The organism is Paraburkholderia sp. GAS82, assembly GCF_050436285.1.
Lineage (GTDB): Bacteria > Pseudomonadota > Gammaproteobacteria > Burkholderiales > Burkholderiaceae > Paraburkholderia > Paraburkholderia phenazinium_B.
Map to the genome: position 1 here is coordinate 81,292 of NZ_JBNDLX010000011.1, position 26,722 is coordinate 108,013.

Consider the following 26,722-nt stretch of genomic DNA (forward strand, 5'->3'; position numbering starts at 1 on the left):
GAGCCGATAACGCATACAAGCCTCCGCGGCCCGCGCTTGCCCCCAAACCGCCTTTGGCAAAGTTACCCAGCCGCGTAAATGTTGCCCGGCGGCGATCGCGCGCAGACATCCGGCGGCGTGCCAAACGTCCTTCGAACTGGCTTCGGACGGCCTTCTACCGGGCCTGCGAGCGAATGCAATGCAATGGCATAGATGTTGCTGTATCGATGGTGCTGCCCGCACCGGTGTGCGCCTCCTGCGAGACAGGACGAGCCCTCCGCAATCGAAAATCAATGGGCACGCAACGACAAAGGGAGCCTCATCATGAAGATCAGGAGAGCCGAGTTTCTGCTGGCTGTGGCAATCGTCACGTCGGCTGCTGCCATGCAGGTCCGTGAATACGTACTGAGGACTGCGCCGCAAAGTGCCGCACAAACAATGAGCTGTGGCACAACGCACCAGGGGTTGGCGCCAGCGGCTTGCGCGACTGTGCGTGGAGAACGTTCGGTGGACGGAGCAACCCACCCACAGCAAACGCCCCTACGTATCTGGGTATAAGAAATCCAGGCTATAAAGAAAGCGCGGCGGCCGCATCGATTGCGGCCGCCGCTTCTTTTATGCGCGGACCATGAGTAGCCCTGCGTTATTTGTGGCCCCGCCGTCGTTAAGCTCGCTTAGGCATGCTTCTCATTGAGTTCAGGCATCGTTTCCGGCGGACGCGTGGGATCGAAATCGGCCCAACGGCCGCGTTGCCAACGTCCGTTCGCGCGTTCGATTGCAGCGCCGCCCGTATCGCGCAAGATACGCGCAGCGTCGTACTGGCTATCCGGCGAAACATGAACCGCGAGCAGCACACCTGAATCGCGCGTTTCGTGCTGCTGTGTCCCGTGGCGCCCTAACCTGCCCCCGCTGCGCGTATGCGACATGGCGCCGACCAGCGAGCCGACATAGGCGCCCACTCCCGCTGCGATAACCGATACGAGCAGCGGCGCCGAAAACACGGTAAAGATGCCGACGCCCACTGCCGCGCCCAGCACAGCGCCGATCGTCACGCCCTTGCCCGCGCCTTTGGGCGCCTCCGCGGAACCGGCGTCCGTGGCGGTATCGCCGCCAATCGGATAACGCGCATGCTGTCCGGTCGGGTTGACGAAAAACAGCGTCACGTCCTCCTCGACGAAACCGCTGTTGAAAAGACGTTGGGCTGCATCTTCAGCGGCCGGAAACGTCGTGAAACGTGCTGCGACGATGAGTGACATAGATCCTCCTTTCATCGCGGAAAAATGATTACAGACATACCCTTTCGCGGTCCTGACAAGTGTCTACCGGTCGTGGCCGGATTCCATTCCCTCGACGCGGAACAGTCCGCTATGCAGTATTACGCTTGCTCCTTCGCTTTGGTCAAGCGCCTCTGCGCACACCGAATGAATCCGCCGGCGGCCCTGCCTGAATGCGCCAAGCAAGGCGTCCTCGAGCGCTGACTCCGCGCCGAAATGATCCTCCAGCGCCTCCGCTGTGATTGCACAAATAACCGGTTCGCCGTCGACGCGTGCTGTGAACTGCACGGTCAGACTCGAGCCGTCGAAGCCCGGTGCTTCGTCAGGAAAAGTAATGCGCATGGTGGCGTCCTCGTAGGCGGGCCGCGGCAGAATAATGGCGTTCATGGCGCGCTCGGTTCGAATGTCTTCACGTGGGGCCTACTCGGGTTTCCGGTGGCGAACTGTTGACTATCCGCAGTGCGCTGTGGGCCGCTCTGCGGAGTAGTCTGAACCGCAGAAACCCGCGCGCCGGGCTTCGCCTGGCTGGCGGCACCAGCTTGCGTCTGCATGGCGGCCAGCAAGGCGGCGCCCAGTCCCATCGCCGCGATCATGGCTTGTATGGAATACCGGAATCTCATGCACTTTCTCCCAGTTCATCGAGCCGATTGCGGGCCAGCCATTGCCACCGGCTGACCCGTTTCAGGGGCTCAACGCAATAGCCATTCTTAAGCGGCCTTGCGCTTGGTCAGTTGTGCGATCAACGTTCTGTTGAAGGCTGGCAGATCATCGGGTTTGCGGCTGGTGATGAAGTTGTCGTCCTCGACCACTTCCTGATCGACCCATGTACCACCCGCGTTGCGAATGTCGTCCTGCAGGCTGGGCCAGCTCGTCACCGTGCGGCCTTTGATGATGCCCGCCGATACCGGCAGCCATGTGCCATGACAGATCACTGCGATCGGCTTGTGCGCGCTGTTGGCGGCCTTCACGAAGGCTTGCGCCTGCGGCAGCGAGCGAATCGCGTCACCGTTCACCACGCCGCCAGGCAAGACGACAGCGTCGTATTCGGCTGCGGTGGCCTTGTCAAACGTGGTGTCGACGGCGACCGAGTCGCCTTTATCCACATGTTTGAAGCCCTGGATCTTGCCCGGCTTTGCCGAGATCACATGGACCGTTGCGCCGGCCTCGGCGAGCGCGCGTTGCGGCTCCAGCAGTTCTGCCTGCTCAAAGCCGTCTAATGCGAGGACTGCTACCTTGCACCCTTGAAGTGACTTAGCCATCAATGTTTCTCCTTTGCGAGCATAAAGATGAATCGACCGGCGCTGCGCCGGGTCTCGCCTTGAACTCGTTCAGTCCGTTTCCAGAGGTATCGAGCAAGAGCTGTGCCCGTGCAACGTCAGGCGGGACGCGATGCATCCGGATCGTCGGGATCGTCTGATACGTCGGGCGCAAACGGGTCGTCGACGCGGTCCGGTACGATGTCCGCGTCGGGAGAGAGCGTGGCGTCGCCGTCCGCGGCGGCGCGTTCGCCGGTGCCATGGCGGTCCGTGTCGCTGCGAAGTTCGGCGTCGCCGGTTTCAAGCGCGTGGTTGTCGAGTTCCGAGTCCACATCGAACACGTGACGCTTCGCGCCGGCCACGTCGCTGCCACTGTCGGAGGAGTCGCTCGGGCCTAACGCGCCGGTCGAACTGGCCGTCTCACGAACCTCGTGTTGCGGTTCCTCATCAGGATTCAGGGTGCTGCTCATTTCAACCTCCTTGGGTTTTCGACACCTGCACTAGAGCGCCGCAAGGAGTGTTCCGCACGCGGTGCCGAGGACGGGCACTGCCCTTGCTTGAGGCGAATGCATGGATCGCCTGGTTGATCGACGTGTTGAGGTTGAGTCGGACAGGCTGAGTTGATAAGTGAGTTGATAAATGAGTCCACCTGGCTGCGCCACTTACTACATGGATTAAAGGCAACCATGACCGCCCCGCCCCGATCTGCCCGACATCAGTCCGCGACCGTCGCTGCCAGCACAAGTGCGACGGCAGCAACGCAAAGCGCAATGCCCAGCGGCTTGCGGCACGCCGACGACACACGTCCCGGCTACTCGCGCAAGCTGCTTAAAGAGGGCTTTGCCTATTTCGATGTCGCGGGCAAACGGATCGAGGATGCCGATGAAATTGCCCGTATCAACGCACTGGCGATTCCCCCTGCTTATGCCGACGTCTGGATCTGCCCTGACCCGCGCGGCCATATCCAGGCAACTGGCCGCGATGCGCGTGGACGCAAGCAATACCGCTACCACCCGCGCTGGCGCGAAACGCGCGACGCCGACAAATACGAACGCATGACGGCATTCGGCCGGGCCTTGCCAAAAATTCGCGCGCGCGTGTCACGCGATCTGAAGCTTCGCGGCATGCCGGGCGACAAGGTAATTGCTGCCATCGTGCAGTTGCTCGATTCCACGCTGATCCGGATCGGTAACGCCGAATATGCACGCGACAACCAGTCATATGGACTGACGACGTTGCGCAAAAAACATCTGAAAGTGGAAGCCGGCCGGGTTCGCTTCCGTTTTCGCGGCAAGAGCGGTATCGAACACGACGTGACCATCGACAATCCACGCGTGAAGCGCATCGTGCTTCGCTGCGCGGAGTTGCCCGGACACGATCTGTTTCAGTACGTCGATGAGGACGGTACGCGTCACACGGTCGGCTCAGCCGAGATCAACGACTATCTGAAACGCGCGAGCGATGCCGATTTCACTGCCAAGGATTATCGGACGTGGGCTGGCAGCGTGTATGCGTTCGCTGCGCTGCGCCGTCTGCTGTGCGATAGCGCGGCGGAGGCAAGACGGCATGTGGTGGCGACGGTGAAAGAAGTGGCCGCGCTGTTGCGCAATACGCCAGCTGTGTGCAGACGCTGCTATATCCATCCGGCTGTGATTGCCGCGTTCGAAGCCGATGAACTGCAAGGCATTGCGAATTGCCGGCCGCGGCGAGGTCTGCGCGTCGACGAAGCGGCTTTCGCGATCCTGCTCTCGCGCAGCGCAAAGCAGGCGGCGCGACAGGCAGCTAACGGTTCGCGCAAGCGCCGCTCGTCGAGTGCTCCGGCCACCACGACGCTCGTGCGCGAGGCGGTTGATACGGCGAATTCCGTGAGCGACGCACAACTCACCGCACTCCTTACCAAATCTCGAGCCATGAGGAAATCGTCGGGCACGCCGAACGCGCCACGGGTCACGCGCGTGCGCAATTCGGCCCGCACGGCGCCGCGGCAGGCCCGGCCGACTACGACGTGACGGCTCACCTCGCCGGCCGCACCTGGCCGGCCGCACCAATTTCCACCCCCGCTTTCGCTCGCAAAGGTGCACCATAGTGCCTCGTGGATTTCGTCACTTTCCCGGCACTATCGCTCAACCGTTTTCGGAGGAACACCATGCGCATCCAGACCGCCTTTCTGTTCGATCTCGACGGCACGCTCGTCGACAGCGTTTATCAACACGTCCTTGCGTGGAAGCAGGCGCTCGATCAGGAAGGAATCGAACTGTCGGTATGGCGCATCCATCGCAAGATCGGCATGAGTGGCGGCCTCTTCACGAACCAGCTACTGCGCGAGACGCGCAGCGAAATGAGCGCGGAGCGCATCGAGCACTTGCGGCACGCGCATGCCGACGCCTACAAAAAACTAGGCAACCAGGTGCGGCCGTTACCCGGCGCTCGCGAACTGCTCGCCGCTCTGACCGAGAGCGGCACACGCTGGGCCATCGCGACGAGCGGCCGCATGGAAACCGCCGCGGTGAATCTGGCTGCGCTCGGGGTCGATCCTGAGAAAACGGTGGTCGTTACGCGCGACGCCGTCAAATACGCCAAGCCCGATCCGGATCTGTTCATTGCCGCGGCGCACCGCCTGGGCGTGCAGATCGAACAGAGCGTGGTGGTGGGCGACAGCATCTGGGACATGCTGGCCGCGCAGCGCTGCCGCGCGTTGGGAGTTGGGGTGCTGTCGGGTGGCTACGGTCAGGATGAACTCGAACGTGCCGGCGCGTTGCGCGTCTACGAAGACCCCGCCGATCTGCTGCTGCATCTCGACGAGGTGGCCGCACGGCCGTGACGGGCTAGTTCTCGTGTCGTCTTCGCGCCGCTGCGGCTACCACGGGCTGCACGGTGCGATGACCAGCATCGCGACATCGGTGGCAAGCAGGCCGAGGATAAACATGGTGCTGGACATCGCGCAGATTCTCGACAAAAACCAGTCGCGCTCGGCGCGTGTGCCTTTGAGGGCTGCGGGGAAGCGCCACGGAATGTGCGCGGTACGCCACAGGTTGCGCCATGCCACGAATGTGCCAAACGCGGCGAATATCAGGCAGACAACGCTCGCCACGGCGACTGTAAGCGGTGTCCAGGCCATGGCGTGCACGACGAATAGCGGCGCGCCGGCCACACAGCGCTGCCCGAGCACCATCTCGGCGATGCTCACCTGAGCAAGCCAGGCAAGCGGCGTCACAAGCAACGCGATCAGAATCTGCAACGCGCTGATTTGCTGCGGAGCAGACTGGGTCGCGGAACGCGTTGCATCCGTGTGTTGGGACTGCGGGGAATGTTGGGATTGCTGCGCCTGCTGGATCTGCGCCTGCGGGGTCCTGACCGGTTGTGTGGACGCCGGCTCACGCACAACGGTTCGGCCGGTCGGGGATTGGCTGTCGGTGTCACGGCGAGGGCCGTGACACGAGGGGGCGCGCGCATTGAATCTGTCCGCGGTCATGCTGATTCCGAAAAAGATACGGTGTTTACTGCCCTGGTTGCTGTGCAACGCAGCAAGAAACGGGCCGATTTAGCAAACTACCGAATACGTGCCCTGCCGCAGCCATATTTCGTCCGCGACGCCTCAGCCACCGTCGCCCATCGCGCAAGAATTGCAATCTGCGCGACGCTTTTTACGCGCTGTGTCATGGGTTGCGGAGCAGACCGCAGAAGCCGCCGGGCGCTCGCACAATGAAAGCGTATGGAAAGCAAGCTCGCGAGAGATATCCAGCGACGCGTCATCGAAGGAACAAGCGTTGCTGTGATGAAGGGACATCAATCTGTCCAGGGAGACACATCATGAGCATACTCAATGAAACCCGCACGAGCACCGGTGCTGGCGCCGGCGCGAAGATCGTCGGCAAAGGCAGCCGTAGCGCTGACGGGCCCGGACCGGACGTGATGGCAGCGGCCACACTCGACGGCAACAAGGTTCTCAGCAGCGAAGGCGACGACATCGGCAAGGTCAAAGACATCATGCTGGACGTACGCTCGGGGCGCATTGCGTACGCGGTGCTGTCGAGCGGCGGCTTCCTCGGCATGGGCGACAAGCTGCTCGCCATTCCCTGGGATGCGCTGACCCTCGACACGGAACGCAAGTGCTTCCAGCTGGGCATGTCGTCGGAAAGCATCAAAAACGCGCCAGGCTTCGACAAGGATCATTGGCCGTCGATGGCCGATCAGACATGGGCAACCTCGGTCCACCAGTTTTACGGCAGCGAACCGTACTGGGGCCGCGACGATCTCGGCGTCGGGGCGACTCTGCCGGGCGGCGTGGAAGCGCCTGAGGCCGGTGGCGTCAAACTGTGACCGGAGGGTCAACCTGATGGCGGCGCTGCACCGGGTGGCGCTGCACCGGGTGGCGCTCCACCGCTTAGCGGTCCACCTGGTGGCGCGCCCACTCTTCATACGAGGCACAACATCATGGTCAGCAAAAAATCGAAGCGCCCCGTGGCCCGCGCAAAGTCCGGGCGACCGCCCCGCCAGCGTCATGCGCGGGCCACCGCAAGCCGCCATGCAAAAACAGGCGGTGCCCAGCAAGCGAGCCGTTCGAACCGCTGGTCGCATCACGTCATGGAAACCAGCGACGCCATGGACATCGAAGCGAACGTCTTCAAGACCGGTAGCGCGGAGTCGATTGCCGAGTCATTGAAACGCTCTTCGACGCATAGCCGGCGACGCAAGGGCACGCCCTTCCAGTCGGCCATGTCGATGCTCAATTTCTACATCAATCGCGCCGGCAAAAACCTGCCCAAAGGACGCCGCGCCACCCTCGAGCAGGCCAAGCGCAAGCTGCGTATCGCCTTCGGCCGCTCCCCGTAACGCGCGTTACGCCCCGCGGATCGGCGCTGGTTCGGCGCAAAGCCTCCGTTGGCCCCCGCCAGCGCCCCGCCTCACCGGATGCCTATGGACGAAACACTCTGGTTTCTCATCGTCGGCGGCGTGCTCGTCTTTATGGGCGTCGCCGCGACCACTTTCAGGCGGCTGCCGGTCAGCGCCGCCATGTTCTATCTGGGCATCGGCTACGCACTCGGGCCGGCCGGAGTGAACCTGTTGCACCTCGATATCGTCGGCGACGCGCATTTGCTGCGGATCATCACCGAGATCGCCTTGCTGGTCTCGCTATTCGCCATCGGCCTGCGATTGCGCGTACCGGTCTTCGACGCCCTGTGGTGGTTGCCGCTGCGCCTGGGCGCTCCAGCCATGCTCCTGACGATTCCCTTGCTGATGCTGTTCGGAGTCTACGTGCTGCGCCTCGACTGGGGGCCCGCCCTGCTGCTCGCAGCGATTCTTGCGCCGACCGATCCCGTGCTCGCCCACGACGTGCAGGTTCACAACCCGGGTGACCGCGACCTGTTGCGCTTCGCGCTCTCCGGCGAAGGCGGCCTGAACGACGGGATCGCGCTGCCGTTCGTAATGCTCGGCCTCGCACTTTGCGCGGCTCCGCCGGGCTCCATGACCACAGCGTTAAGCTGGCGTTTTGCCGCCACAGCGGTCTGGGGAATCGCGGGTGCGGTTGCGATTGGCGCCGCGCTCGGTTGGGCCACGACGCACGCCGTCACCTGGCTGCGGACCCATCACGCGCAGGCGCTCGGCCTGGAAGGTTTTTTTGCACTGGGACTGATCGAACTGTCGTTTGGCGCCGCCCAACTCGCCTATGCCTACGGATTCCTTGCGGTGTTCGCAGCGGGCGTTGCGATGAGGCGCGTCGAACACCAGGCGAGCGGCGAGCGCTCGCCGCGCAGCACGATCGGCACGGTCGATTCCGAAGACGTGTCCGCGACCGCTGCGGATCCGGACAAGGCCCACGCCTACATGACCGAATCGGTGCTGGGCTTCACGATCGAGCTGGAGCGGATCGCCGAAGTAGCCATCATGGCCATGATCGGCAACGTGCTCGCCACTCTGCGCGCGCCGCTTTTCACGTGGCAGAGCGCGGCGCTGATCGTTGTGCTGTTTCTGCTGGCGAGACCCCTCGCGGTCGAGCTATCGTTGCTGGGCTCGCGAGCGTCGCAGGCGCAACGCCGTCTGATGAGCTGGTTTGGCATTCGCGGCACGGGTTCCTTTTACTACCTCGCCTATGCACTCGAACACGGTCAGGCAGCGCAGATTCTGCCGCTGGCGCCGCTGGCACTTGCAGTCGTGACGGGCTCGGTCGTCATACATGGGGTCTCGGCGACGCCGCTCATGAACTGGTACCACCGCGCACGCGGCCCGGATCCATGAAAGTGCGCCTGAATACGGTTGGGCCCCGCAATGAGTCGATAGAATATCGAGCTGTTCACCCAGTCTCTATGCGACAAGGCCTCATGACGGAATCTCCCCAGACCCGGCGCGCAGCGCAGGCAAGCGCCGCCGATTCACTATTCGCATTCCTGAAATCGCTGCCGCTGCCCGATCGTCTCATTGAGGGTTGCGTGATGGCGCTGCAGGCGGTAGCGGGCGCCAGCATTGCATTTACAATCGCACGCGCCTTGCACACCCATCAGCCGTTCTGGGCCGCCATCACCGCGATTGCGGTGAGCCAGCACAACTACGTCGACACCCGCAAACTCTCGCGCGACCAGTTTCTTGGCGCGATGGTCGGCGGCGTATGCGGCCTCGCCGGCACGCTGCTCGGCGGCGGCTATTTCATCGCGTATATGGCGACAGTGGCGGCCGCGATCATCATCTGCTGGGTGGCCAATATCGGCAGCGCGGCGCGTCTGGGCGGCATCACCGCCACCATCATGTTGCTGGTGCCGCGCATCGGACCACCATGGGAAGTCGCCCTGATCCGCCTCGGCGAAGTCACGATCGGAACGGTCAGCGCGTTACTCGTGTGCCGCCTGATTCATAGCATCGAGCAGCGCTGGTTCGTCAAGTCATAAGCGGCGCGACGCAGTCGGGCATGCAATTGCCCCGAATTGCAACCGCTGTGCCCACTGCACTCGCACCGCAAACGTCCCCCCACGCTGAACCGCTTACTTCAGCGAACGCCGGCTGCTTTCCTTCACCTGCGCGCGACGCGGCTCGCCCTGACGCTCCAGCATCCAACCCGGATACTCGGCCGGCAGCTCACTGACGGCATCGAGTTTCGCCAGTTCGTCGGCGTTCAGTTCGACCTTGGTGGCGGCGATATTGTCGTCGAGCTGCTCGACCTTCTTCGCACCGACGATCACCGTGGTCACCGCACGCTGATGCAACAGCCAGGCGAGTGCGATCTGCGCGACCGACACCCCCTTTGCCTCGGCGATGCCGCGCATCGTATCGATACAGTCGTAGGCGCGCTCGCGATTCACCGGCGGAAAATCGAACGTGTTCCGGCGGCTGCCAGCCTCGCCTTGCTGCTCACGCCCGTATTTGCCGCTCAGCAGGCCACCCGCGAGCGGGCTCCAGACCATCAGTCCGAGCCCTTCGCTATGCAGCATCGGCACCAGTTCGCGTTCGAGATCGCGGCCCGCGAGCGTGTAGTACGCCTGCAGCGTTTCGAAGCGCGCGAGGCCGAGGCGGTCGGCGATACCCAACGCCTTGACGATCTGCCATGCAGCCCAGTTCGACACGCCGACGTAGCGCACATGGCCGTGCTGAACCAGCGTATCGAGCGCACGCACCGTTTCTTCGATCGGCGTGGCCGGATCGAAGCCGTGGATCTGGTAAAGATCGATGTGATCGAGTTGCAGACGTTTGAGGCTCGCCTTGATGCCGTCCATGATGTGATAGCGCGACGCGCCGCGCGTATTGGCGGATTCCGCCGTCGCGCCGAACACCTTGGTGGCCACCACGACCTGGTCGCGCGGCACCTTGAGGTTCTTCAGCGCGAGGCCGGTGATCTGCTCGGACAGACCTTGCGCATAGACGTCGGCGGTATCGATAAAGTTGATGCCGGCGTCGATCGCGCGACCAACGAGACGTTCGGCGTCGGCCTGTTGCAGATCGCCGATCTGACGCCAGATGCCTTCGCCGCCGCCGAAGGTCATCGTGCCAAGACAAAGTTCGGACACAAAGAGGCCCGTGCGGCCTAGCTGGTTATAGCGCATCGTTATTGCTCCGACTGGTTGGGGGGAAACCAATGAGAATACTGCACGGGGCGAAATCCAGCAGCGGCGGCGACAAGCAGATGACCGGCGCGTCATACTCGTTGTCAACGGTGCAATCTCTACTCGCCGCCGCCTGAAAAGCAGCAAAACCTGCCGCTTTACGACGCTTCAGTCCACGTGGCGCGCCGCCCGAAAACCTGCGAGACTGGGCCCTGGTTCCTCACATCGCGCGGCATGCGCCGCTCCTCTGGATATGGCCGGTCGCGCCCCCATCTACGGCAGCATGACTCCCGCCGTTTCTCCCTCTCCCGCCTCTTCATCGACCGGCGTGCTGGACAGCTTTCATCCGGCGGTGGCCGGCTGGTTCCTGAAAACGTTTCCGGCGCCTACCGATGCCCAGGTGGCCGCCTGGCCGTCTATCCGCAGCGGCCGCTCGACCCTGGTCGCCGCCCCGACCGGTTCCGGCAAGACGCTCACCGCGTTTCTGTCGGCGCTCGACGATCTGGTCCAGCAAGGGCTCGCCAATGGCGGCGCGCTGCCGGACGAAACACTCGTGGTCTACGTGTCGCCGCTTAAGGCGCTTTCAAACGACATACGTCTGAACCTGCAGCTGCCGCTCGAAGGGATCTCCGCCGAACTCGCGCAGCGCGGCCTGCCGCCGCTCGAGATCCGCACCGCCGTGCGCACCGGCGACACCACCCAGCAGGAGCGCACCGCGCTACGCAAGCGCGCTCCACACATCCTCGTGACGACGCCGGAATCGCTATACGTGTTGCTCGGTAGTGACTCCGGGCGCCGCATGCTGTCGACCACCCGCACGGTGATCGTCGATGAAATCCATGCGCTCGCCGGCAGCAAGCGCGGCAGCCATCTGGCGCTCAGCCTGGAACGGCTCGACGCGCTATGCGGCCGGCGTCTGCCGCGCATCGGCCTCTCCGCGACGCAAAAGCCGATCAGCGCGGTCGCGCGGTTTCTGGTGGGCGGTGCGAGTGTGGACAGCGCCGAACCGGCCGATTGCGCGATCGTCGATGTAGGCCACGTGCGTGCCCGCGATCTCGCGCTGGAAATTCCACCGGTACCGCTCGAAGCCGTCATGGCCAACGAAGTCTGGGAGCTCGTGTATAACCGGCTCGCCGAACTGATTGCGCAGCACCGCACCACGCTGGTTTTCGTCAACACGCGCCGCATGGCGGAGCGTGCCGCGCGTCATCTGACCGAGCGGCTCGGCAAGGAAGCCGTGGCCGCACACCATGGCAGTCTCGCCAAGGAATATCGCTTCGACGCCGAGCAGCGTCTCAAACGCGGCGATCTGCGTGTGCTGATCGCCACGGCGTCGCTGGAACTGGGCATCGATATCGGCGATGTCGATCTGGTCTGCCAGATGGGCTCGCCACGCGCGATCGCGCCGTTTCTGCAGCGCGTCGGCCGCTCGGGACACCATGTGGGCGGCATGCCAAAAGGGCGGCTGTTCCCCACCTCGCGCGACGACCTGATCGAATGCGCGGCCTTGCTCGATTGCGTGCGGCGCGGCGAACTCGACGCCTTGCAGATACCGCGTGCGCCGCTCGACGTGCTGGCCCAGCAGATCGTCGCGGAAGTCTCGAGCGCCGAGTGGAGCGAGGATGCGCTGTTCGGTCTGATGCGGCGCGCCGCGCCCTATGCCGATCTCGCACGCGAGCAGTACGACGCGGTGCTGCGGATGCTCGCGGAAGGTTATACGAGCCGCCATGGTCCGCGCGGCGCTTATCTGCATCGCGACGCAGTGAGTGGGACATTGCGCGGACGACGCGGCGGCAAGCTGGTCGCGGTGACGTCGGGTGGCACCATCCCCGAGAACGCGGACTATGCGGTGATTCTCGAGCCGCAGGCCGTCAATATCGGCACGGTCAACGAAGACTTCGCGGTCGAGAGTCTGGCAGGTGACGTTTTTCAACTCGGCAACGCGTCGTATCGTATCCAACGCGTGGAAGCCGGCCGCGTGCGGGTGGAAGATGCACAAGGGCAGCCGCCGAATATTCCGTTCTGGCTCGGCGAAGCGCCGGGGCGTAGCGATGAGCTGTCGTTCGGCGTGGCGCGTTTGCGGGCACAGATCGATCAGTTGCTCAGTGACGACGATGATGATGTCGTTGCAGGCGGCACTAAGGGCGCCAAGGACGCAACAGGCGCTACGGAAGCCGCGACGGAGAAGAAATCAGCCCGCGCGAAGACAGCGGCCGTAGCAAGTCTCGCCGCAACCCGACGTGCCCCACGCCGCGAACGCGCGCTTGCCATTGTCGATTCGCCCGCGGCTTCCGGTTCTGACTCACTTCCGCAATTGCGTGACGCGGACGTGGACGTGACCGTGGCGGACGCGCCCGCACGCGCACCGTTATCCAATGCACCCCGCCTCGAACGCGCCATTGCCTGGATGACTGCCACGCTCAATCTCGACGAGCCGGCCGCGCGCCAGATCGTCGACTATCTGGCGCGCGCCCGCGCCGCCTTGAGCACGCTCCCCACGCAAAACACGCTGGTCATGGAGCGCTTCTTCGACGAATCGGGCGGCACCCAGCTCGTGATTCACGCGCCATTTGGCAGCCGTCTCAATCGCGCCTGGGGCCTCGCGTTGCGCAAACGCTTTTGCCGTACCTTCAACTTCGAATTGCAGGCGGCCGCCACCGAGGACGCCATCATTCTTTCGCTGACCGGCAGCCACAGCTTCGCGCTCGATGAAGTCTGGCGCTATCTGCATTCGAACACGGCCGAGCATCTCCTGATCCAGGCATTGCTCGATGCGCCGCTGTTCGGCGTGCGCTGGCGCTGGAACGCAACCACCTCGCTCGCCTTGCCGCGCTACAGCGGCGGCCGCAAGACGGCGCCGCAACTGCAGCGCATGCGCAGCGAGGACCTGCTGGCAGCCGTGTTTCCCGATCAGGTGGCGTGTCTCGAGAATATCGTCGGCGAACGTGAATTGCCGCACCATCCGCTCGTCGATCAGACCATCGACGATTGCCTGCACGAAGCAATGGACACCGAAGGCTGGATCAGCCTGTTGCGCCGGATGGAACAAGGCGAGGTAAAACTGATTACGCGCGAATTGCCGGCGCCCTCGCCGCTCGCGGCCGAAATTCTCACCGCCAAGCCCTACGCGTATCTGGACGACGCGCCGATCGAAGAGCGTCGCACCCAGGCCGTGCTCAACCGGCGCTGGTCCGATCCCGCCTCGGCTGACGATCTCGGCGCGCTCGATGCCGACGCAATTGCCGGCGTGCGCGAGGAAGCCTGGCCGCAGCCGCGCAACCTCGATGAAATGCATGAGGCGCTGACCGGACTCGCGTGCGTCAGCGATACCGAGGCCCAACAGAATCCGGAGTGGTCAGGATGGCTTACGACCCTGGCGGAATCGGGCCGGGCCACCCGGCTGCAAAACCGGGCCGGTGCCGACCTCTGGCTTCCGGCGGAGCGGCTGACCTGCCTCGCTGCTATCTATCCGGACGCCGCCTTCACGCCGCCGATCAGCGCGCCCAAAGGTTTTACCGACACCTGGAGCGAACAGGAAGCGCTCGTCGACGTGATCCGCGCGCGACTCACCGGCTTCGGCCCGTTACCGGTGGCCTCGATTGCCGGCTCTCTGGCACTGCCTTCTGTCGCCGTCGAGCAAGCCTTGACCGCGCTCGAGGCGCAAGGCTATGTGATGCGCGGCCGCTTCACACTGGGCGCGTCCGCAGAAGAATGGTGCGAACGGCACCTGCTCGCGCGGATTCATCGCTACACCGTGCGGCGTTTGCGCCGCGAGATCGAGCCGGTGGAACGGCACGAATTCATGCGTTTCCTGTTCGAATGGCAACATCTGACGCCCGCCACACGCGGTGAAGGGCGCGACGCGCTCGCGGCGGTGCTCGATCAGCTGGCCGGTTTCGAGGCGGCGGCCGGTGCCTGGGAAGAAGACATCCTGCCCGCCCGTCTCAAGGACTATTCGATCACGATGCTCGACGAACTGTGCCGCTCCGGCAAGCTGGTCTGGACGCGTCTGACCGAACGTTCGCGCGCAACCAGCGGACCGGTGCGCAGCACACCGATCGTATTGTTGCCGCGGCGCGACATCGGTCTATGGAGCGCGTTGATCGATCAAAGCAAGCAGCCCGAACTTTCATCGCACGCGCAAAGTGTTTATGACGTGCTTATTAAACACGGCGCGATGTTCTTCGACGAGTTGGCGAGCGACACGCGTCTGCTTGGCATTCAGCTGGAATACGCATTAAGCGAACTTGTTGCGGCGGGACTCGTGAATTCGGATAGTTTCGCCGGATTGCGTGCCTTGCTGAAACCGGCCGCGAAGCGCAACGCGCATCACAGCAACCGGCGCCCGCGTGCTGGTGCGCTGATCGGAGGCATGGACGACGCGGGCCGCTGGGCGTTGCTCCAGCGCCGCAGTGCGCTTGCCGTCGAGGAAGGCGCGGCTGCGACGCCACCGTCGCTATCCGCCAGTCGCGCTCCCTCGCTTGCGCCCGAAGTCCTCGAGCACCTGGTCATGACTTTGTTACGTCGTTATGGCGTCGTGTTCTGGCGGCTGCTCGCGCGCGAAGCCGAATGGCTGCCGCCGTGGCGCGACCTGCTGCGCGTCCTGCAGCGGCTCGAAGCGCGCGGGCAGGTGCGCGGCGGACGCTTCGTCAACGGTCTTTCGGGCGAGCAGTTTGCGCTGCCCGAAGCGATCCCGTTGCTGCGCGAAGTGCGCCGCCATGCCGACGACGGCACTTTTGTCTGCGTGGCCGGCACCGATCCGTTAAATCTGGCTGGCACGTTGTTGCCAGGCGACAAGGTGCCCGCGGTGACCGGCAATCGCGTCTTATACCGGGATGGCGTGGTGGTGGCGACGCTGGTGGCGGGCGAATTTACATATCTGACGCATGCTGAGGGCGACGCGCGGGAACAAATGCGCATCAGAATGGCGCGCCGTCATTAATGTCGCCATTAATTAATGCATTGCCATTAATATCTAACCTATGTCTAAAGGATCATAGTACCTTGCCGTTATTGTTAACGACTCTCAGTCACGGCCATCTGGATACAATGAAGTCAGTCTTTCAGCTGAAGTAGACTGCTTGCCCCCCGCCGGCCTGACTATCCGAGCTGGCGGCCCGCAGGCATGCTTGCCCGGGGATAACACTTATGAACGACGACCAACACGACCAGGTGCTCTATGCCCAGTTCGGCACAAGCAGCCCTTGCTGGCGTCTGTCCAAAGACAGCAACGCGCTCGAACTGACGCCGGTCACGGGTGACATGCCGGCCAACGCCGCCATCTCCCTCACCCCGCAACAGGCCGGGCAGATCCGCCGCCTCGCAGGCATCACTTCCCATCTGGTTCTGGACGTGCGCCTGTTCGGCCAGCCGCTCAAGCTGCATCTGGTCGGCAAGAAACTCAGCGGCAATCTGTGGGCGGGCACCGCGTCAGCCTATGAGGACACCGAATCGGTCGCGCGCGATCTCGTGCATGGCCTGTCGTTCGCCGAGCAGGTGGTGTCGGAGGTGAACTCGGTCGTGGTGATCGTCGATCGCAATGGGCGCATCCAGCGCTTCAATCGCCTCGCCGAAGAACTGACCGGCATGAAAGAGGAAGACATTGTCGGCCGCAGCGTCTGGGCTCTGTTCATGTCGTCCGAGGCAGGTGCGGCGTCGAGCCAGAATATCGCTGGCTTTTTTAACCGCGGCGTCTCCTACGAAGTCGAACGGCTCGTGAAAACGGTTCACGGCGAGCGGCTGTTTCTGTTTCGCAACAAGTTCGTGCAGAGCGGCAGCGGCGTCAACGAGCAATTCCTGATCTGCTCGGGCACCGACATCACCGAAGAGCGTCGCGCGCAGGACCGTCTGACCGAACTGGCCAATACCGACTCGCTCACCGGCCTCGCCAATCGCAACGCGATTCAGGACAAGGTCCGTGCGGCGATCTCGAGCGCGGCTGTCGACGAGTCGGTCGGCATCCTGTTCCTTGACCTCGACAACTTCAAGAAGGTCAACGACCATTACGGCCATGTATTCGGCGACCGGCTGATCAAGGATGTGTCGGCGGCCATCAGCACCTGCCTGAACGAGGGCGACACGCTCGCACGACTGGGTGGCGACGAGTTTATCGTGCTGGCCGCGAACGGCAGCCTCGAGTCCCTCGAAGCCACCGCGCAGCGCATTCTGGAGCGCCTGCGCACGCCCTTCAGCCTGGGCCTCGTCGAGGTCTACACCGGTTGTTCGATCGGCATCGCGCGGTGCCCGGAGCACGGCGACAGCCTCGAGTCGCTGATCCGTTCGGCGGACACCGCCATGTACGTCGCCAAGGATGAAGGCAAGCGGACCTACCGGGTGTTTTCGCAGGAGATGGACCGCAAGGTGGCCGAGTATATGTGGCTCGATACCAATCTGCGGCGCGGTCTCGAAGAGGGCCAGTTCACGCTGTACTACCAGCCCAAGCTGTCGCTTGCCACGGGTGCGGTAACCGGCGCCGAGGCGCTGATCCGCTGGAATTCGCCCGAGCGCGGCCAGGTCATGCCGACCGAGTTCATTCGTTATGCCGAAGAATCGGGGCTGATCGGCCATCTCGGCCGCTGGGTCATGCAGACCGCAGCCCAGCAGGCCGCGCGCTGGAAAGCCGCTGGGCTCAACCTGCGCGTGGCGATCAACGTGTCGGCTCGCCAGCTGGTCGATACCGCGGTGGTCCGGCATTTCGCCGAAGCGCTCCAGCAAGCGGGGCTCGATCCGTGCCTCGTCGATCTCGAACTCACCGAGAGCTGCCTGATCGAAGACGAAGCCGCGGCGATCCAGTTGATCACGCAGTTCCGCCAGCTTGGCGCGCAGGTGCATCTCGACGACTTCGGCACTGGCTATTCGTCGCTGTCGCAACTCGGGCGCATTCCGCTCGACGTCATCAAGCTCGACCGCAGCTTCGTGCGCTCGATCAACGCCGACAAGAAAGCCCAGGCGCTGGTGCGCTCGATGGTGGCAGTGGCCCAGGAGCTGAATTTCAAGGTGGTCGCAGAAGGCATCGAAACCGAGGCGGAAGAAGCATTCATGAAAGGGCTTGGGGTGGAATACGTACAGGGCTTTTTGTACGGCCAGCCCATGCCGGCCGCGGAATTCGAGCAGTGGTTGCACGACCGGCAGAAGCTCAGGCTGATCGCCTGAGCCTCCGTCCGAGTCAGGCGATGCTGGCGCTCGTCTGGCGCATGCTCGCGGTGCGGCGGTTCTGCAACATGACCAGCCGTTCCATGAAAGCCAGATCTTTTTCTTCAATCGTGAACGCGGCCTCGACCCAGTCTTCGGTAATTTCCATCAGCTCGGCGCGCGAAAGCTGCAGTACGCGTTGACGTGCCCGCAGCATAGCCCGGATGCCATTCATCTTGGGGCGCAACGTGTCGATAAACGTACGCGTCGCCACATAGGCCTCGCCCGGTTCAAACAACTGGTCGACGAGCCCCTTGCCCGCGTACCACTCAGCCGTGTGCGACTCGCCAATTCCGATCAGTTCTTCCGCGAGCCGCATGCCGGCCTTGCGCGCTACCAGCGAATACCCACCCATGCCCGGGAACAGATTGAATGCAATCTCCGGGAAGCCCATTCGCGCATCGTTCTGCGCGAGCAGGAAGTGATGTGCGAGGGCGGCTTCGAACCCGCCCCCCAGCGCGGTCCCCTCCACCATCGCAATCGAGATCGCACCGGTATCGAAGCCGCGTGCTGCGGCATGCACGCAATCGACACACGCTCTGGCATACGACATCAAGGCTTGGCGCCGGCCAGCGCGGATCGTCTCGGCAAAGAAGTCGAGATCGCCGCCGACGTTGTAGATCGACGGAATCAGCGACCCTGTCACCCAGAAGTCGATCGGTAAGCCGGACTCGCGCGCGGCCTGTGCCAGGCTGAGAATATCGTGCACCAGTTCAAGGTTAAAACAGGGACGCGGTTGAGCACGCAACATCATCCACATGATGTTGCGTCCCTCTTCGTAATAGGCAGAAATCTGCGACAGGTTTCCGGCTTCGAGGAACGGACGGCAGGCGTGATGATTGTGAAGATTCATTTTGAACGGTCCTTTAAGGTTAAACGGCGGCAATGCAAGTCGAGCCTAAAGCAGACCTCAATGAGCTGGGAGCGGGTTTGCTAACGGACGAACGCAAGTTCTCCTCACATTCCCTCCGGGAAAGGGTTTCCGGGTGAGTTCCAAACGGGAGGCCGCACATCTGGCCGCAAACGATTGCCCGTGAAAAAACACACGGAAATGCTTGTGCCAAACCGCCGGAAAAGCCGGTGGAGACTGGATGTGGAATTTATTGCCGGCGGCGAGAACGACGGTAAATATTTACTCCCAGGCAATGCAATCGAAAATGCTGCTTGAGGTAATCTTTAAGTCGTGGTGTGTGGGAGAGAGAACATTCCCACCGCATAACGAGAGCGGTTATGCGTGTTTAAGGACGCGGCTGAACAAAAAAGTCGAGGCGCTAACGCCTTACAGCGATAGCGGCAACGGCGGTGATGGCGACGCTATTCGCGACAACCAGGCGGTTATTGCAGATGCGTGGCCCAGCGTTCGATCTGCCCGGCCGGCATGCCAACCGCGAGCGCGGCGGCACAAATCTGTTGCCAGCTGATGGGGTCGACCGGCACGCCGTGCGTCTCACGGTCGGCTCGCGTGAGCCGTTCGGCTTCGCCGGGTTCGAGAATGCGCTCGGTACCCGTTGCAAGCGGCGAAGCCTTCACCCATTCGATAAACGCGTCGGCTTCGGCCTCGGCGTTCGGGGCGTCGAACGCGGCGGGATCGATGATCACCGACAGCATGCAATTGATGATGGCGTGGTTCGTGCCGAGCGTATCGGCATGGCTCGTGAAGCCTCCCGACAGCGCCCCGCCGAAGATCTCGCACATCGACGCCAGCCCGAAACCCTTGTGACCGCCAAACGGCAGCAGCGAGCCGACCGGTGGCTCTATCATCACTTTCGGCTCGAGCGAGGGGCGTCCTGCGTTGTCGATCAGCGCGCCAGGGGGCACCTGTTTGCCCTGGTTATAGGCGACCCGGACCTTGCCGAAAGCCACCGCGCTGGTGGCGAAATCGAGCACCAGCGGCGGCCTGCCGCTGCGCGGATAGGCGGCGCAAAACGGATTGGTGCCGATGCGGCGGTCCGTTCCGCCGAACGGCGCGACGAGCGGATCGCCCGCCACATTGACGAAGTGAAACGAGACGAGTCCGGCGCGCGCGCACTGCTCCGCCCAGTGACCGATGCGGCCAATATGATGCGCGCCGTGCAGACCCACGGCGCAGATGCCGAGACGTTTCGCGCGCTCGATGCCGAGCTCCATCGCCTCGTACGCGATGACCTGGCCGAAACCCTTGACGCCGTCGATAGTCAGCACCGCGCCGGCATCGCGCACGACCTTGGCGTGCAGATTGAGCTTGAGTTCGTTGTCGCCCACCGATGCCACATAGCGCGGAATCATGCTGACGCCATGCGAATCGTGACCGGTCAGGCTCGCTGCGAGCAGGTGGTCGGCGACCAGCTCGGCCTCGCGCGGCGAGCTGCCGGCCTGCTCCCAGATCGCCCTCACATAGGCATGCAGCGTTTCGGAGGAAATTCTTGGGAAAGACGATTGGGCCACGCGGGGATCGTTCATTCGCAGTATCTGGGAGCTGGGTTGGGGTTCAGGTTAAGGTTCAGGTTATTAAGGCGCCGCTGCAATGACATCGGCAACCGCGGCCGTCAACTTCTTGCCATAGGGCACATGCAGAAACTCGTTCGGCCCGTGCGCGTTCGACTTCGGTCCGAGCACGCCGCACACCATGAACTGCGAGTGCGGGAAGCCTTCCTTCAGCACGTTCATCAACGGGATAGTACCGCCCTGCCCCATATACGCGCAGTCTGCGCCGTAATGCTGGCGCGACGCGTCGTTGAGTGCCGAGGCGAGCCACGGAGCCAACTCGGGGGCGCTCCAGCCGGTTGCGGCGCCCGCGTCGGGCTTGAACGTCACCTTGGCGTTGTAGGGCGGATCGAATTCCAGCAGCGCTTTCAGCTCCGCGACCGCCTTCGCCGCATCGAGAAGCGGCGGCAGACGCAGCGAGAGCTTGAACGCCGTGCGCGGGCGCAGCACGTTGCCGGCGTCGGCGATGGCCGGCAAGCCCGCCGCTCCCGTCACCGACAACGACGGACGCCATGTCGAGTTGAGCAGCGCCTCTTTCGGATCGGCGGTGGTAGGCAGCACCTGGCGGCCGTCCTGGCCGCAGGCCCATGGGATTTTCTTCCACACGTCGTCACCCAGAATATGGGCAGTCGCCTCGGCTTCGCGCAGACGGTCGGCAGGAATCGGGCAATGGAAGCCCTTCGGCAGCAGATTGCCGTTCGAGGCATCTTCGAGACGGTCGAACAGTTGCCGCATGATGCGGAAGCTCGACGGCGTGATGCCGCCGTAGCCGCCCGAGTGAATCCCTTCGTCGAGCACATGGACTTCCAGATCGCCCGCCACCAGGCCACGCAGCGAGGTGGTCAGCCACAACTGATCGTAGTTGCCGGCACCGGAGTCAAGGCACACCACCAGGCCCACTTTGCCGAGCCGCTCGCGCAGTGCGTCGACATACGGCAGCAGATCGTAGCTGCCCGATTCCTCGCAGGTCTCGATCAGGCCGACGCAGCGCGGCCGCTCGACGCCTTGCGCGTCCAGCGCAGCCAGTGCGGTCAGGCTTGCGTAGATGGCGTAGCCGTCGTCCGCGCCGCCGCGGCCATACAGCTTGCCGTCTTCAAGTTTCGGGGTCCACGGCCCGAGGTCGTTGCGCCAGCCGTCGAATTCGGGCTGCTTGTCCAGGTGGCCATACAGCACGATGGTCTCGGTGCTGCCCGAGCGCGTGGCCGGCGATTCGAAGAAGATGACCGGCGTGCGGCCCGGCAAGCGGATGACTTCCAGCTTCAGGCCTTTGACAGGCTGTTGCTCTGCCCACTGCGCCGCGTCCGTCACCACGCGCTCGATAAAACCGTGCTTGACCCAGTCCGCGTCAAAGCCCGGGCTCTTGGCCGGGACGGCAATATAGTCGGTCAGCGCCGGCACAATTTCATCGTTCCATTTGCGATCCACGAATTCGCGCAGCGTATCGTGGTTGATGGTCTTGGCCTGCTGGGCGGTGTCGTCGGAAATCATGATGGCTGTCCGGTCGGTCGGTCAAAACGCACATGATAGACCTCTCCGTTGCCGTCCTGAAGTCCCCCGTTCGGCCAGGGTGTCGAGAATGGCTGCGCGCATGGCACAATCGAGAGACAATCGAAAGATTCGGACTAAACCGGGAGTACCGCGATGGGAGGCAACACGCTCGTTCAAGCGGTCGCCGCTGTCGTCGCGCTGGGTTTGTACTTCCTGCCGGCGATCCTCGCCGATCGCCGCAAGCGCCACGATCTGCTGACGCTGGCCTTGTTCAATGCATGTCTCGGCTGGACCGGATTCGGCTGGCTGGCCGCGCTTTATTGGGCGCTGCAGCCGAATCCTCCGAAGGACGTTGCCGTAGAAGTCGTGCAAACGCGGCGCGTAGTGCGGATGCGCAACTTCTCCGCGGCGCTGGTCCAGCGTGTGCAAAGCCGGGCGACCCGCAACAAGACCGGACGGTGACACGAGCGGCACAAGCCGCCGGACCCGCCGCTGCGCAGGACGTTGCAGGCGCCACTTACACCTGCTGCTTTGACCGCCTTTGTACCGCCGTAATTAGTCACACACGCCGTTACGCACACTTCACTTTCATGGAGCCATTCAGTGCCTGAACTCGCAAAACTGCTGACCTTTGCCCTCGTCTCGCTCGGCATGGCGCTCACGCCTGGCCCGAACATGCTCTACCTCGTCTCGCGCTCGATCTGCCAGGGCCGTACCGCCGGTCTGATTTCGCTCGGCGGTGTGGCGCTTGGCTTCGTGTTCTATATGTTCAGCGCCGCGCTCGGCATCACCGCCCTGCTGCTAGCCGTGCCATTTGCGTACGATGCGCTGCGCTTCGGGGGCGCGCTTTATATGCTATGGCTCGCGTGGCAAGCCGTCAAACCGGGTGGCCGTTCGCCGTTCATGGTGCGCGACCTGCCGGCGGACAGCCCGCGCAAACTGTTTGCCATGGGTTTCGTCACCAATCTGCTGAACCCGAAAATCGCGGTGCTGTATTTATCGCTGCTGCCGCAGTTCATCGATCCGCAACACGGCAACGTGCTCGAGCAATCGCTGGTGCTGGGGTCGGTGCAGATTGCGTTTAGCCTGACGATCAACGCGATGGTGGCGATGATGGCCGGTTCGATCGCCGTGTTTCTCGCCCGACGGCCCGCCTGGATCCTCGCCCAGCGCTGGCTGATGGGAACGGTGCTCGCGGGACTGGCAATTCGGATGGCAACCGAGGCGCGGCGCTAACAGGCCAGAGGCAGGCCGCCTTGCGCGCGACCCGATGGGTCGCGCGGAGAGGACGTTAAGGTGATTTACTCGGAACGCGAGCCGGAATACGCACTGCGCCCGAAGGAACGCAGCGTCACGGAGCCGGCAGGAATCGAGCGTGGCTCGAGCCGCACATGTTCCTGCTCGAACATCTGCTGGCGCAGTTCACCGTGCTCGTCGAACCACTGGCAAATTACCCAGTCGCCCGAAGTTAGCGCGACGGGACCGGCATAGGTCACCGTCATTCGCGGCCCACCCGTTTTGAGCGTGACCACGTCACCGACGCTCAGTGGCGCGATTGGTGTATCAAATGCATCGAGGGTAGCGGTCAGCATATCAATCCCCGGAATGAAAACGTTGATCTGTTTTAGCCCATTGTCTCAGCCAGCCTACTGGCGGAAGATTTTAAAAAGTTTGCCAAGATTAACAATTGAATATCCCGTCTGCAAGTGATTTTTATTGATACCGTTTTCACGCCGACGAGAATCGAATTTCGATCATCGGCTCACTCACTGAAACAATGATCGTTTCGCTAAAACCTCATCAGCTAACGCCTATCCCCCGCCCGGCGGACCTCAGCGCGGGAACAATTTACGCAGGCTCAAAATATTCAAAGTAAAACATGCCGGGGTTGATTTGTCAGACATTGCGATTTGATTCCAGCTGCCATGCAATCTATCACCTGGTTATTTTTATCAGATCATTATTGCGAAAATCATCTGTGAACTGAACAGCCATCCATGAATATCACCAATGCAGGGCGAAGTGCATTAAGTCGGTGCAGTGTCATATTCCTGTGGTAAACGACAATGGCATCAATGCCGGACCACGCGTCGCTGATGCTGCACCAGCAGCACACTCAATCCAATACACACCAGCATCAATAATGCGTTGATTCCGAGGCTGTACTGGAAGGCATGCGCGTAGGCACCCGGCGTCGCGCGGCCGCCCAGCACGCCGAAGAACGCCCCGCTGATCGCCGCCGTGCCGAACGCCGAGCCGATCTGCAACGTCGACGACGCCACGCCCGAGGCCAGACCGGCCTTCTCAGGCGCGACTTCCGCGAGAACGATCCGCATGATCGACGGCAGCAGCAGGCCCTGCCCCACGCCGGCGCACACCAGCCCACAATAGAACAGCAGGTCCGGCGTAGCAGCTTGAGTGGCCGACCAGCCGGTGACCGTAAAGCCGATCGCCATCATCGAAAACCCCAGTGTCAGCACATGACCGCCGATGCGCCGCACCACCGCCGGCGAGGTCAACGGCCCGATCACGAAACCGATCGCAAACGGCATGATGGCGATGCCGGAAACGAGCGGCGTCCAGTGCAGACCCGTCTGCAGGAAGATGCCGTAGGTCAGAAAGAACGCGCTGTTGCAATAGAACAGGAACGCCAGCACGAGACCGAGCGCAAATGCCGGATTGCGGAACAGTTGCAGATCGACGAGCGGGTGGCCGCCGCGGCGCTCGAGGCTCCGCTCGGTGGCGATAAAGAGGGCAAACACGGGCACGCTCAACGCGAACATCACGAAGGTCCATGCGGGCCAGCCGGCTTCGCGGCCGTGCGTCATCGGGTAGATGACGAGCAGCAGCAACAGCGAGAGCAGACCCACGCCCTTCAGATCCACGCCCGCGCGTACCGCCGGCTGACTCTCCGGCACGAACTTCCAGCTACCGATAAACGCCAGGATGCCGACCGGGATGTTGATCAGAAAAATGACCCGCCAGTCGAGGCCGAATGGACGGTAGGTAATCAGCGCGCCGCCGCCCAGTTGGCCCACGATCGACGAAAGTCCGAACACGAAGCCATAGAAGCTCATGACACGCGTCTGCTGGGAAAGCGGCACCACCGCGCGGACGGTCGCCAGCACCTGCGGCGCCATCACCGCAGCAGCCATGCCCTGGACGATCCGCGCGATCACCAGCACGTGGCCGTTCGGCGCCAGGCCACACAGCGCTGACGCCACCACGAACCCAGCCATGCCGGTCATGAACATGCGGCGACGCCCGAACAGGTCGCCAAGCCTGCCGCCCGTGATCAACAATACGGCGTATGAGGACGCGTAGGCGGAGACGATCAGCTGCAACTGCGCGTCGGTGGCGCCGAGCCCCGTGTGGATCGCCGGCAGCGCCAGATTGACAATGAAGTAGTCGAGCGGCGCGAGAAACGCGCCGACGAACAGCACGGCCAGCGCGAGGCCCTGACGCTCGAAGCGCGGCGGCGCTTCGGCGGCACTGATCGCACGGGCGGCATTGGATGCGGCGCTAGCGCCACCGGGAACCGCCAGGGTCACCGGTGCGGACTTCATGCATTCGCTATTCATGACCGTTTGTTCAAAAATTAGATAAAAAAAATTTACACGAGCGCGCGCATCGCCACGTCGACGATGTCCGTCAACTGGTCCTCGTCATTCGCGACCCTGCCCAGCACGCGCAGTCCCTGCATGATGCACAGCAGAAATTTGCTGACCGCTTTTTCGTCGAGCGTCGAACTGAAGGCGCCACTCGCCTGGCCGCGAATCACGGCACCCGCGAGCAGCGTCGCCATGCGGCGCTGGATCGAGCCGATCCGTTCGCGCAGCGCGGTATCGTCTGCCTGCATTTCCAGCGCGGTGTTCGTAATCAGACAACTGCGTTGCTGCGTGAGTGAACACGACGTCTTCGCGTAATGCAGCAAGGCGTTGCGCAGCGACTCCTCGGGCGGCAGCGGCGCGTTCAGACGCTCCGCCAGGCGGGCAACCGAGCCATCCGCGTAGTGGTCGAGCGCCGCCAGCATGATGCCGTGCTTGTCGCCGAACACGCCGTACAGGCTACCGCGCAGCAGGCCGGTAGCCTTGCACAGATCGTCGATCGAGGTGGCGTGGTAACCGTGGCGCCAGAACACATCGCTCGCATGGGCCAGCACCGTAGACGTGTCGAACTCACGCGGGCGCCCTCGGGCGCTCGTGGTGCGGGGTTTCTTCGAGGTGGCAGGCTGGCTCATGGGTTTGGATATTATGACTATCCATTCAATAAATCAAGCGTGCTGGCAGTGAGGTCTTTGGGACGCCTGTGACGTCACGCCCCTCTTAAGAAAAATTCTTCGGCCTCGGTGGAATAGCCCCGGCCAAACGGTGTTAGCCCTCTCGACGCCGGCAAATGCGTCCACGCCCTCCCCCACGTGAATGGCCAACAACCACGAGATCGCTTTGAGTCACACCACGATTCAACCCATCTGGGTCCGCATCACACACTGGATCAATGCGCTGGCAGTCGTCCTGATGGTGATGAGCGGCTGGCAGGTCTATGACGCCTCGCCGATCTTTCCCGCCTTGCAGTTTCCGCCTGCCATCACACTAGGCGGCTGGCTCGGCGGCGCCCTGCTTTGGCACTTCGCGGTGATGTGGCTGCTGGTGGCGAATTTCCTCGTCTACGTGGGTCTCAATCTGGCGTCCGGACGCCTGCGCCGCAAACTGCTGCCGCTCACCTTCCGCTCGCTCGCCGCCGATATCGTCGCAGCCGTGCGCGGCCGTCTCACTCATGGCGATCTCTCGGTCTACAACTCGATCCAGAAGCTCGCCTACCTGGTAGTGATCGTCGATATCGCGCTGCTGGTGCTGTCAGGGCTGGCCGTGTGGAAGTCGGTGCAGTTCCCGCTCCTGCGAACGCTGATGGGCGGCTACGACAACGCGCGCGTCGTGCATTTCGTCTGTATGAGCGTGCTGGTGGCCCTTTTCGCCGTGCACGTCGTGATGGTCGCGCTGGTGCCGCGCTCGCTGCTCCTGATGATCCGGGGACGGTAGAC

At 63.1% G+C, this 26,722-nt stretch carries 23 protein-coding genes; 11 read left to right on the forward strand and 12 right to left on the reverse strand.

Translation table 11 applies throughout. From position 1 onward, the window contains the following. Positions 1–653: 653 nt before the first annotated feature. From P3T17_RS29710 to P3T17_RS29725, 4 genes are all read right to left on the reverse strand, one after another. Positions 654–1,235: a hypothetical protein gene (locus P3T17_RS29710; protein WP_074268670.1), complete on the reverse strand. Its 582-nt coding sequence runs from the start codon at positions 1,233–1,235 to the stop codon at positions 654–656. Positions 1,236–1,298: 63 nt separating this feature from the next. After that, positions 1,299–1,640, reverse strand: a complete 342-nt coding sequence (locus P3T17_RS29715; RefSeq protein WP_429285700.1) for a DUF1488 domain-containing protein — start codon at positions 1,638–1,640, stop codon at positions 1,299–1,301. Between the two features lie 320 nt (positions 1,641–1,960). Beyond that, positions 1,961–2,512 carry a type 1 glutamine amidotransferase domain-containing protein gene (locus P3T17_RS29720; protein WP_429285701.1) on the reverse strand — a complete coding sequence of 184 codons (552 nt, stop codon included), beginning with the start codon at positions 2,510–2,512 and terminating at the stop codon, positions 1,961–1,963. 116 nt (positions 2,513–2,628) lie between these two features. Continuing rightward, entirely contained in the window at positions 2,629–2,979 is a 351-nt protein-coding gene (locus P3T17_RS29725; protein WP_429285702.1) for a chemotaxis protein, read from the reverse strand. A gap of 216 nt (positions 2,980–3,195) precedes the next feature. Here P3T17_RS29725 and P3T17_RS29730 point away from each other — a divergent pair, with 216 nt between their 5' ends. Both P3T17_RS29730 and P3T17_RS29735 read left to right on the forward strand, forming a co-directional pair. Further along, positions 3,196–4,518 (forward strand): DNA topoisomerase IB, encoded by a 1,323-nt coding sequence (locus P3T17_RS29730; protein ID WP_429410086.1) that lies wholly within the window; start codon positions 3,196–3,198, stop codon positions 4,516–4,518. 137 nt (positions 4,519–4,655) lie between these two features. Further along, on the forward strand, positions 4,656–5,330 hold the full coding sequence (locus P3T17_RS29735) for an HAD family hydrolase (protein ID WP_429410088.1): 675 nt from the start codon (positions 4,656–4,658) through the stop codon (positions 5,328–5,330). Between the two features lie 36 nt (positions 5,331–5,366). On the opposite strand, the gene P3T17_RS29740 is transcribed toward P3T17_RS29735, so the two are convergent. Next, the gene (locus P3T17_RS29740) at positions 5,367–5,981 is read right to left on the reverse strand and encodes a hypothetical protein (protein WP_429410090.1); all 615 of its coding nucleotides are present in this window, start codon (positions 5,979–5,981) and stop codon (positions 5,367–5,369) included. A 338-nt stretch (positions 5,982–6,319) separates the two neighbouring features. On the opposite strand from P3T17_RS29740, the gene P3T17_RS29745 reads away from it, so the two are divergent. The 4 genes from P3T17_RS29745 (at position 6,320) to P3T17_RS29760 (ending at position 9,390) form a co-directional block, all read left to right on the forward strand. Continuing rightward, positions 6,320–6,829 (forward strand): PRC-barrel domain-containing protein, encoded by a 510-nt coding sequence (locus tag P3T17_RS29745; protein WP_429285705.1) that lies wholly within the window; start codon positions 6,320–6,322, stop codon positions 6,827–6,829. Positions 6,830–6,943: 114 nt separating this feature from the next. Continuing rightward, positions 6,944–7,342, forward strand: a complete 399-nt coding sequence (locus P3T17_RS29750) for a DUF3175 domain-containing protein (RefSeq protein ID WP_074268678.1) — start codon at positions 6,944–6,946, stop codon at positions 7,340–7,342. A gap of 84 nt (positions 7,343–7,426) precedes the next feature. Further along, the gene (locus P3T17_RS29755; protein ID WP_429410092.1) at positions 7,427–8,746 is read left to right on the forward strand and encodes a cation:proton antiporter; all 1,320 of its coding nucleotides are present in this window, start codon (positions 7,427–7,429) and stop codon (positions 8,744–8,746) included. A gap of 83 nt (positions 8,747–8,829) precedes the next feature. Then, on the forward strand, positions 8,830–9,390 hold the full coding sequence (locus P3T17_RS29760) for an FUSC family protein (protein ID WP_429410094.1): 561 nt from the start codon (positions 8,830–8,832) through the stop codon (positions 9,388–9,390). 93 nt (positions 9,391–9,483) lie between these two features. Here P3T17_RS29760 and P3T17_RS29765 read toward each other — a convergent pair whose 3' ends face one another. Next, positions 9,484–10,539, reverse strand: coding sequence for an aldo/keto reductase (locus tag P3T17_RS29765; protein ID WP_074268680.1), 1,056 nt, complete (start codon positions 10,537–10,539; stop codon positions 9,484–9,486). Between the two features lie 253 nt (positions 10,540–10,792). Here P3T17_RS29765 and P3T17_RS29770 point away from each other — a divergent pair, with 253 nt between their 5' ends. Both P3T17_RS29770 and pdeR read left to right on the forward strand, forming a co-directional pair. Continuing rightward, positions 10,793–15,481 carry a DEAD/DEAH box helicase gene (locus P3T17_RS29770; RefSeq protein WP_429410096.1) on the forward strand — a complete coding sequence of 1,563 codons (4,689 nt, stop codon included), beginning with the start codon at positions 10,793–10,795 and terminating at the stop codon, positions 15,479–15,481. A 206-nt stretch (positions 15,482–15,687) separates the two neighbouring features. After that, positions 15,688–17,691: a cyclic di-GMP phosphodiesterase gene (pdeR, locus tag P3T17_RS29775; protein WP_429410098.1), complete on the forward strand. Its 2,004-nt coding sequence runs from the start codon at positions 15,688–15,690 to the stop codon at positions 17,689–17,691. Positions 17,692–17,704: 13 nt separating this feature from the next. On the opposite strand, the gene P3T17_RS29780 is transcribed toward pdeR, so the two are convergent. From P3T17_RS29780 to P3T17_RS29790, 3 genes are all read right to left on the reverse strand, one after another. Further along, positions 17,705–18,583 (reverse strand): crotonase/enoyl-CoA hydratase family protein, encoded by an 879-nt coding sequence (locus tag P3T17_RS29780; RefSeq protein ID WP_074268683.1) that lies wholly within the window; start codon positions 18,581–18,583, stop codon positions 17,705–17,707. A gap of 482 nt (positions 18,584–19,065) precedes the next feature. After that, positions 19,066–20,169 carry a malate/lactate/ureidoglycolate dehydrogenase gene (locus P3T17_RS29785; protein ID WP_429410100.1) on the reverse strand — a complete coding sequence of 368 codons (1,104 nt, stop codon included), beginning with the start codon at positions 20,167–20,169 and terminating at the stop codon, positions 19,066–19,068. Positions 20,170–20,217: 48 nt separating this feature from the next. Next, a complete protein-coding gene (locus tag P3T17_RS29790; RefSeq protein ID WP_429410102.1) occupies positions 20,218–21,681 on the reverse strand; it encodes a M20 family metallopeptidase in 1,464 nt (487 codons plus the stop codon). Positions 21,682–21,834: 153 nt separating this feature from the next. Between P3T17_RS29790 and P3T17_RS29795 the strand changes: the two genes are divergently transcribed. After that, a complete protein-coding gene (locus P3T17_RS29795; RefSeq protein WP_429410104.1) occupies positions 21,835–22,143 on the forward strand; it encodes a superinfection immunity protein in 309 nt (102 codons plus the stop codon). A 189-nt stretch (positions 22,144–22,332) separates the two neighbouring features. Next, positions 22,333–22,917: a LysE family translocator gene (locus P3T17_RS29800; RefSeq protein ID WP_429286173.1), complete on the forward strand. Its 585-nt coding sequence runs from the start codon at positions 22,333–22,335 to the stop codon at positions 22,915–22,917. Between the two features lie 65 nt (positions 22,918–22,982). On the opposite strand, the gene P3T17_RS29805 is transcribed toward P3T17_RS29800, so the two are convergent. The 3 genes from P3T17_RS29805 to P3T17_RS29815 form a co-directional block, all read right to left on the reverse strand. Beyond that, positions 22,983–23,273 (reverse strand): YodC family protein, encoded by a 291-nt coding sequence (locus tag P3T17_RS29805; protein WP_429410106.1) that lies wholly within the window; start codon positions 23,271–23,273, stop codon positions 22,983–22,985. Between the two features lie 480 nt (positions 23,274–23,753). Further along, the gene (locus P3T17_RS29810) at positions 23,754–25,262 is read right to left on the reverse strand and encodes an MFS transporter (RefSeq protein WP_429410108.1); all 1,509 of its coding nucleotides are present in this window, start codon (positions 25,260–25,262) and stop codon (positions 23,754–23,756) included. A gap of 32 nt (positions 25,263–25,294) precedes the next feature. Continuing rightward, the gene (locus tag P3T17_RS29815; RefSeq protein WP_429410110.1) at positions 25,295–25,921 is read right to left on the reverse strand and encodes a TetR/AcrR family transcriptional regulator; all 627 of its coding nucleotides are present in this window, start codon (positions 25,919–25,921) and stop codon (positions 25,295–25,297) included. A gap of 205 nt (positions 25,922–26,126) precedes the next feature. On the opposite strand from P3T17_RS29815, the gene P3T17_RS29820 reads away from it, so the two are divergent. Next, entirely contained in the window at positions 26,127–26,720 is a 594-nt protein-coding gene (locus P3T17_RS29820) for a cytochrome b/b6 domain-containing protein (RefSeq protein ID WP_429410112.1), read from the forward strand. The last annotated feature ends 2 nt before the right edge of the window (positions 26,721–26,722 follow it).

Bases quoted from the DNA above. Each gene is read 5' to 3' on its own strand.
- P3T17_RS29710 (WP_074268670.1), bottom strand. From the start codon at position 1,235: ATGTCACTCATCGTCGCAGCACGTTTCACGACGTTTCCGGCCGCTGAA.
- P3T17_RS29715 (WP_429285700.1), bottom strand. From the start codon at position 1,640: ATGAACGCCATTATTCTGCCGCGGCCCGCCTACGAGGACGCCACCATG.
- P3T17_RS29720 (WP_429285701.1), bottom strand. From the start codon at position 2,512: ATGGCTAAGTCACTTCAAGGGTGCAAGGTAGCAGTCCTCGCATTAGAC.
- P3T17_RS29725 (WP_429285702.1), bottom strand. From the start codon at position 2,979: ATGAGCAGCACCCTGAATCCTGATGAGGAACCGCAACACGAGGTTCGT.
- P3T17_RS29730 (WP_429410086.1), top strand. From the start codon at position 3,196: ATGACCGCCCCGCCCCGATCTGCCCGACATCAGTCCGCGACCGTCGCT.
- P3T17_RS29735 (WP_429410088.1), top strand. From the start codon at position 4,656: ATGCGCATCCAGACCGCCTTTCTGTTCGATCTCGACGGCACGCTCGTC.
- P3T17_RS29740 (WP_429410090.1), bottom strand. From the start codon at position 5,981: ATGACCGCGGACAGATTCAATGCGCGCGCCCCCTCGTGTCACGGCCCT.
- P3T17_RS29745 (WP_429285705.1), top strand. From the start codon at position 6,320: ATGAGCATACTCAATGAAACCCGCACGAGCACCGGTGCTGGCGCCGGC.
- P3T17_RS29750 (WP_074268678.1), top strand. From the start codon at position 6,944: ATGGTCAGCAAAAAATCGAAGCGCCCCGTGGCCCGCGCAAAGTCCGGG.
- P3T17_RS29755 (WP_429410092.1), top strand. From the start codon at position 7,427: ATGGACGAAACACTCTGGTTTCTCATCGTCGGCGGCGTGCTCGTCTTT.
- P3T17_RS29760 (WP_429410094.1), top strand. From the start codon at position 8,830: ATGACGGAATCTCCCCAGACCCGGCGCGCAGCGCAGGCAAGCGCCGCC.
- P3T17_RS29765 (WP_074268680.1), bottom strand. From the start codon at position 10,539: ATGCGCTATAACCAGCTAGGCCGCACGGGCCTCTTTGTGTCCGAACTT.
- P3T17_RS29770 (WP_429410096.1), top strand. From the start codon at position 10,793: ATGGCCGGTCGCGCCCCCATCTACGGCAGCATGACTCCCGCCGTTTCT.
- pdeR (WP_429410098.1), top strand. From the start codon at position 15,688: ATGAACGACGACCAACACGACCAGGTGCTCTATGCCCAGTTCGGCACA.
- P3T17_RS29780 (WP_074268683.1), bottom strand. From the start codon at position 18,583: ATGAATCTTCACAATCATCACGCCTGCCGTCCGTTCCTCGAAGCCGGA.
- P3T17_RS29785 (WP_429410100.1), bottom strand. From the start codon at position 20,169: ATGAACGATCCCCGCGTGGCCCAATCGTCTTTCCCAAGAATTTCCTCC.
- P3T17_RS29790 (WP_429410102.1), bottom strand. From the start codon at position 21,681: ATGATTTCCGACGACACCGCCCAGCAGGCCAAGACCATCAACCACGAT.
- P3T17_RS29795 (WP_429410104.1), top strand. From the start codon at position 21,835: ATGGGAGGCAACACGCTCGTTCAAGCGGTCGCCGCTGTCGTCGCGCTG.
- P3T17_RS29800 (WP_429286173.1), top strand. From the start codon at position 22,333: ATGGCGCTCACGCCTGGCCCGAACATGCTCTACCTCGTCTCGCGCTCG.
- P3T17_RS29805 (WP_429410106.1), bottom strand. From the start codon at position 23,273: ATGCTGACCGCTACCCTCGATGCATTTGATACACCAATCGCGCCACTG.
- P3T17_RS29810 (WP_429410108.1), bottom strand. From the start codon at position 25,262: ATGAATAGCGAATGCATGAAGTCCGCACCGGTGACCCTGGCGGTTCCC.
- P3T17_RS29815 (WP_429410110.1), bottom strand. From the start codon at position 25,921: ATGAGCCAGCCTGCCACCTCGAAGAAACCCCGCACCACGAGCGCCCGA.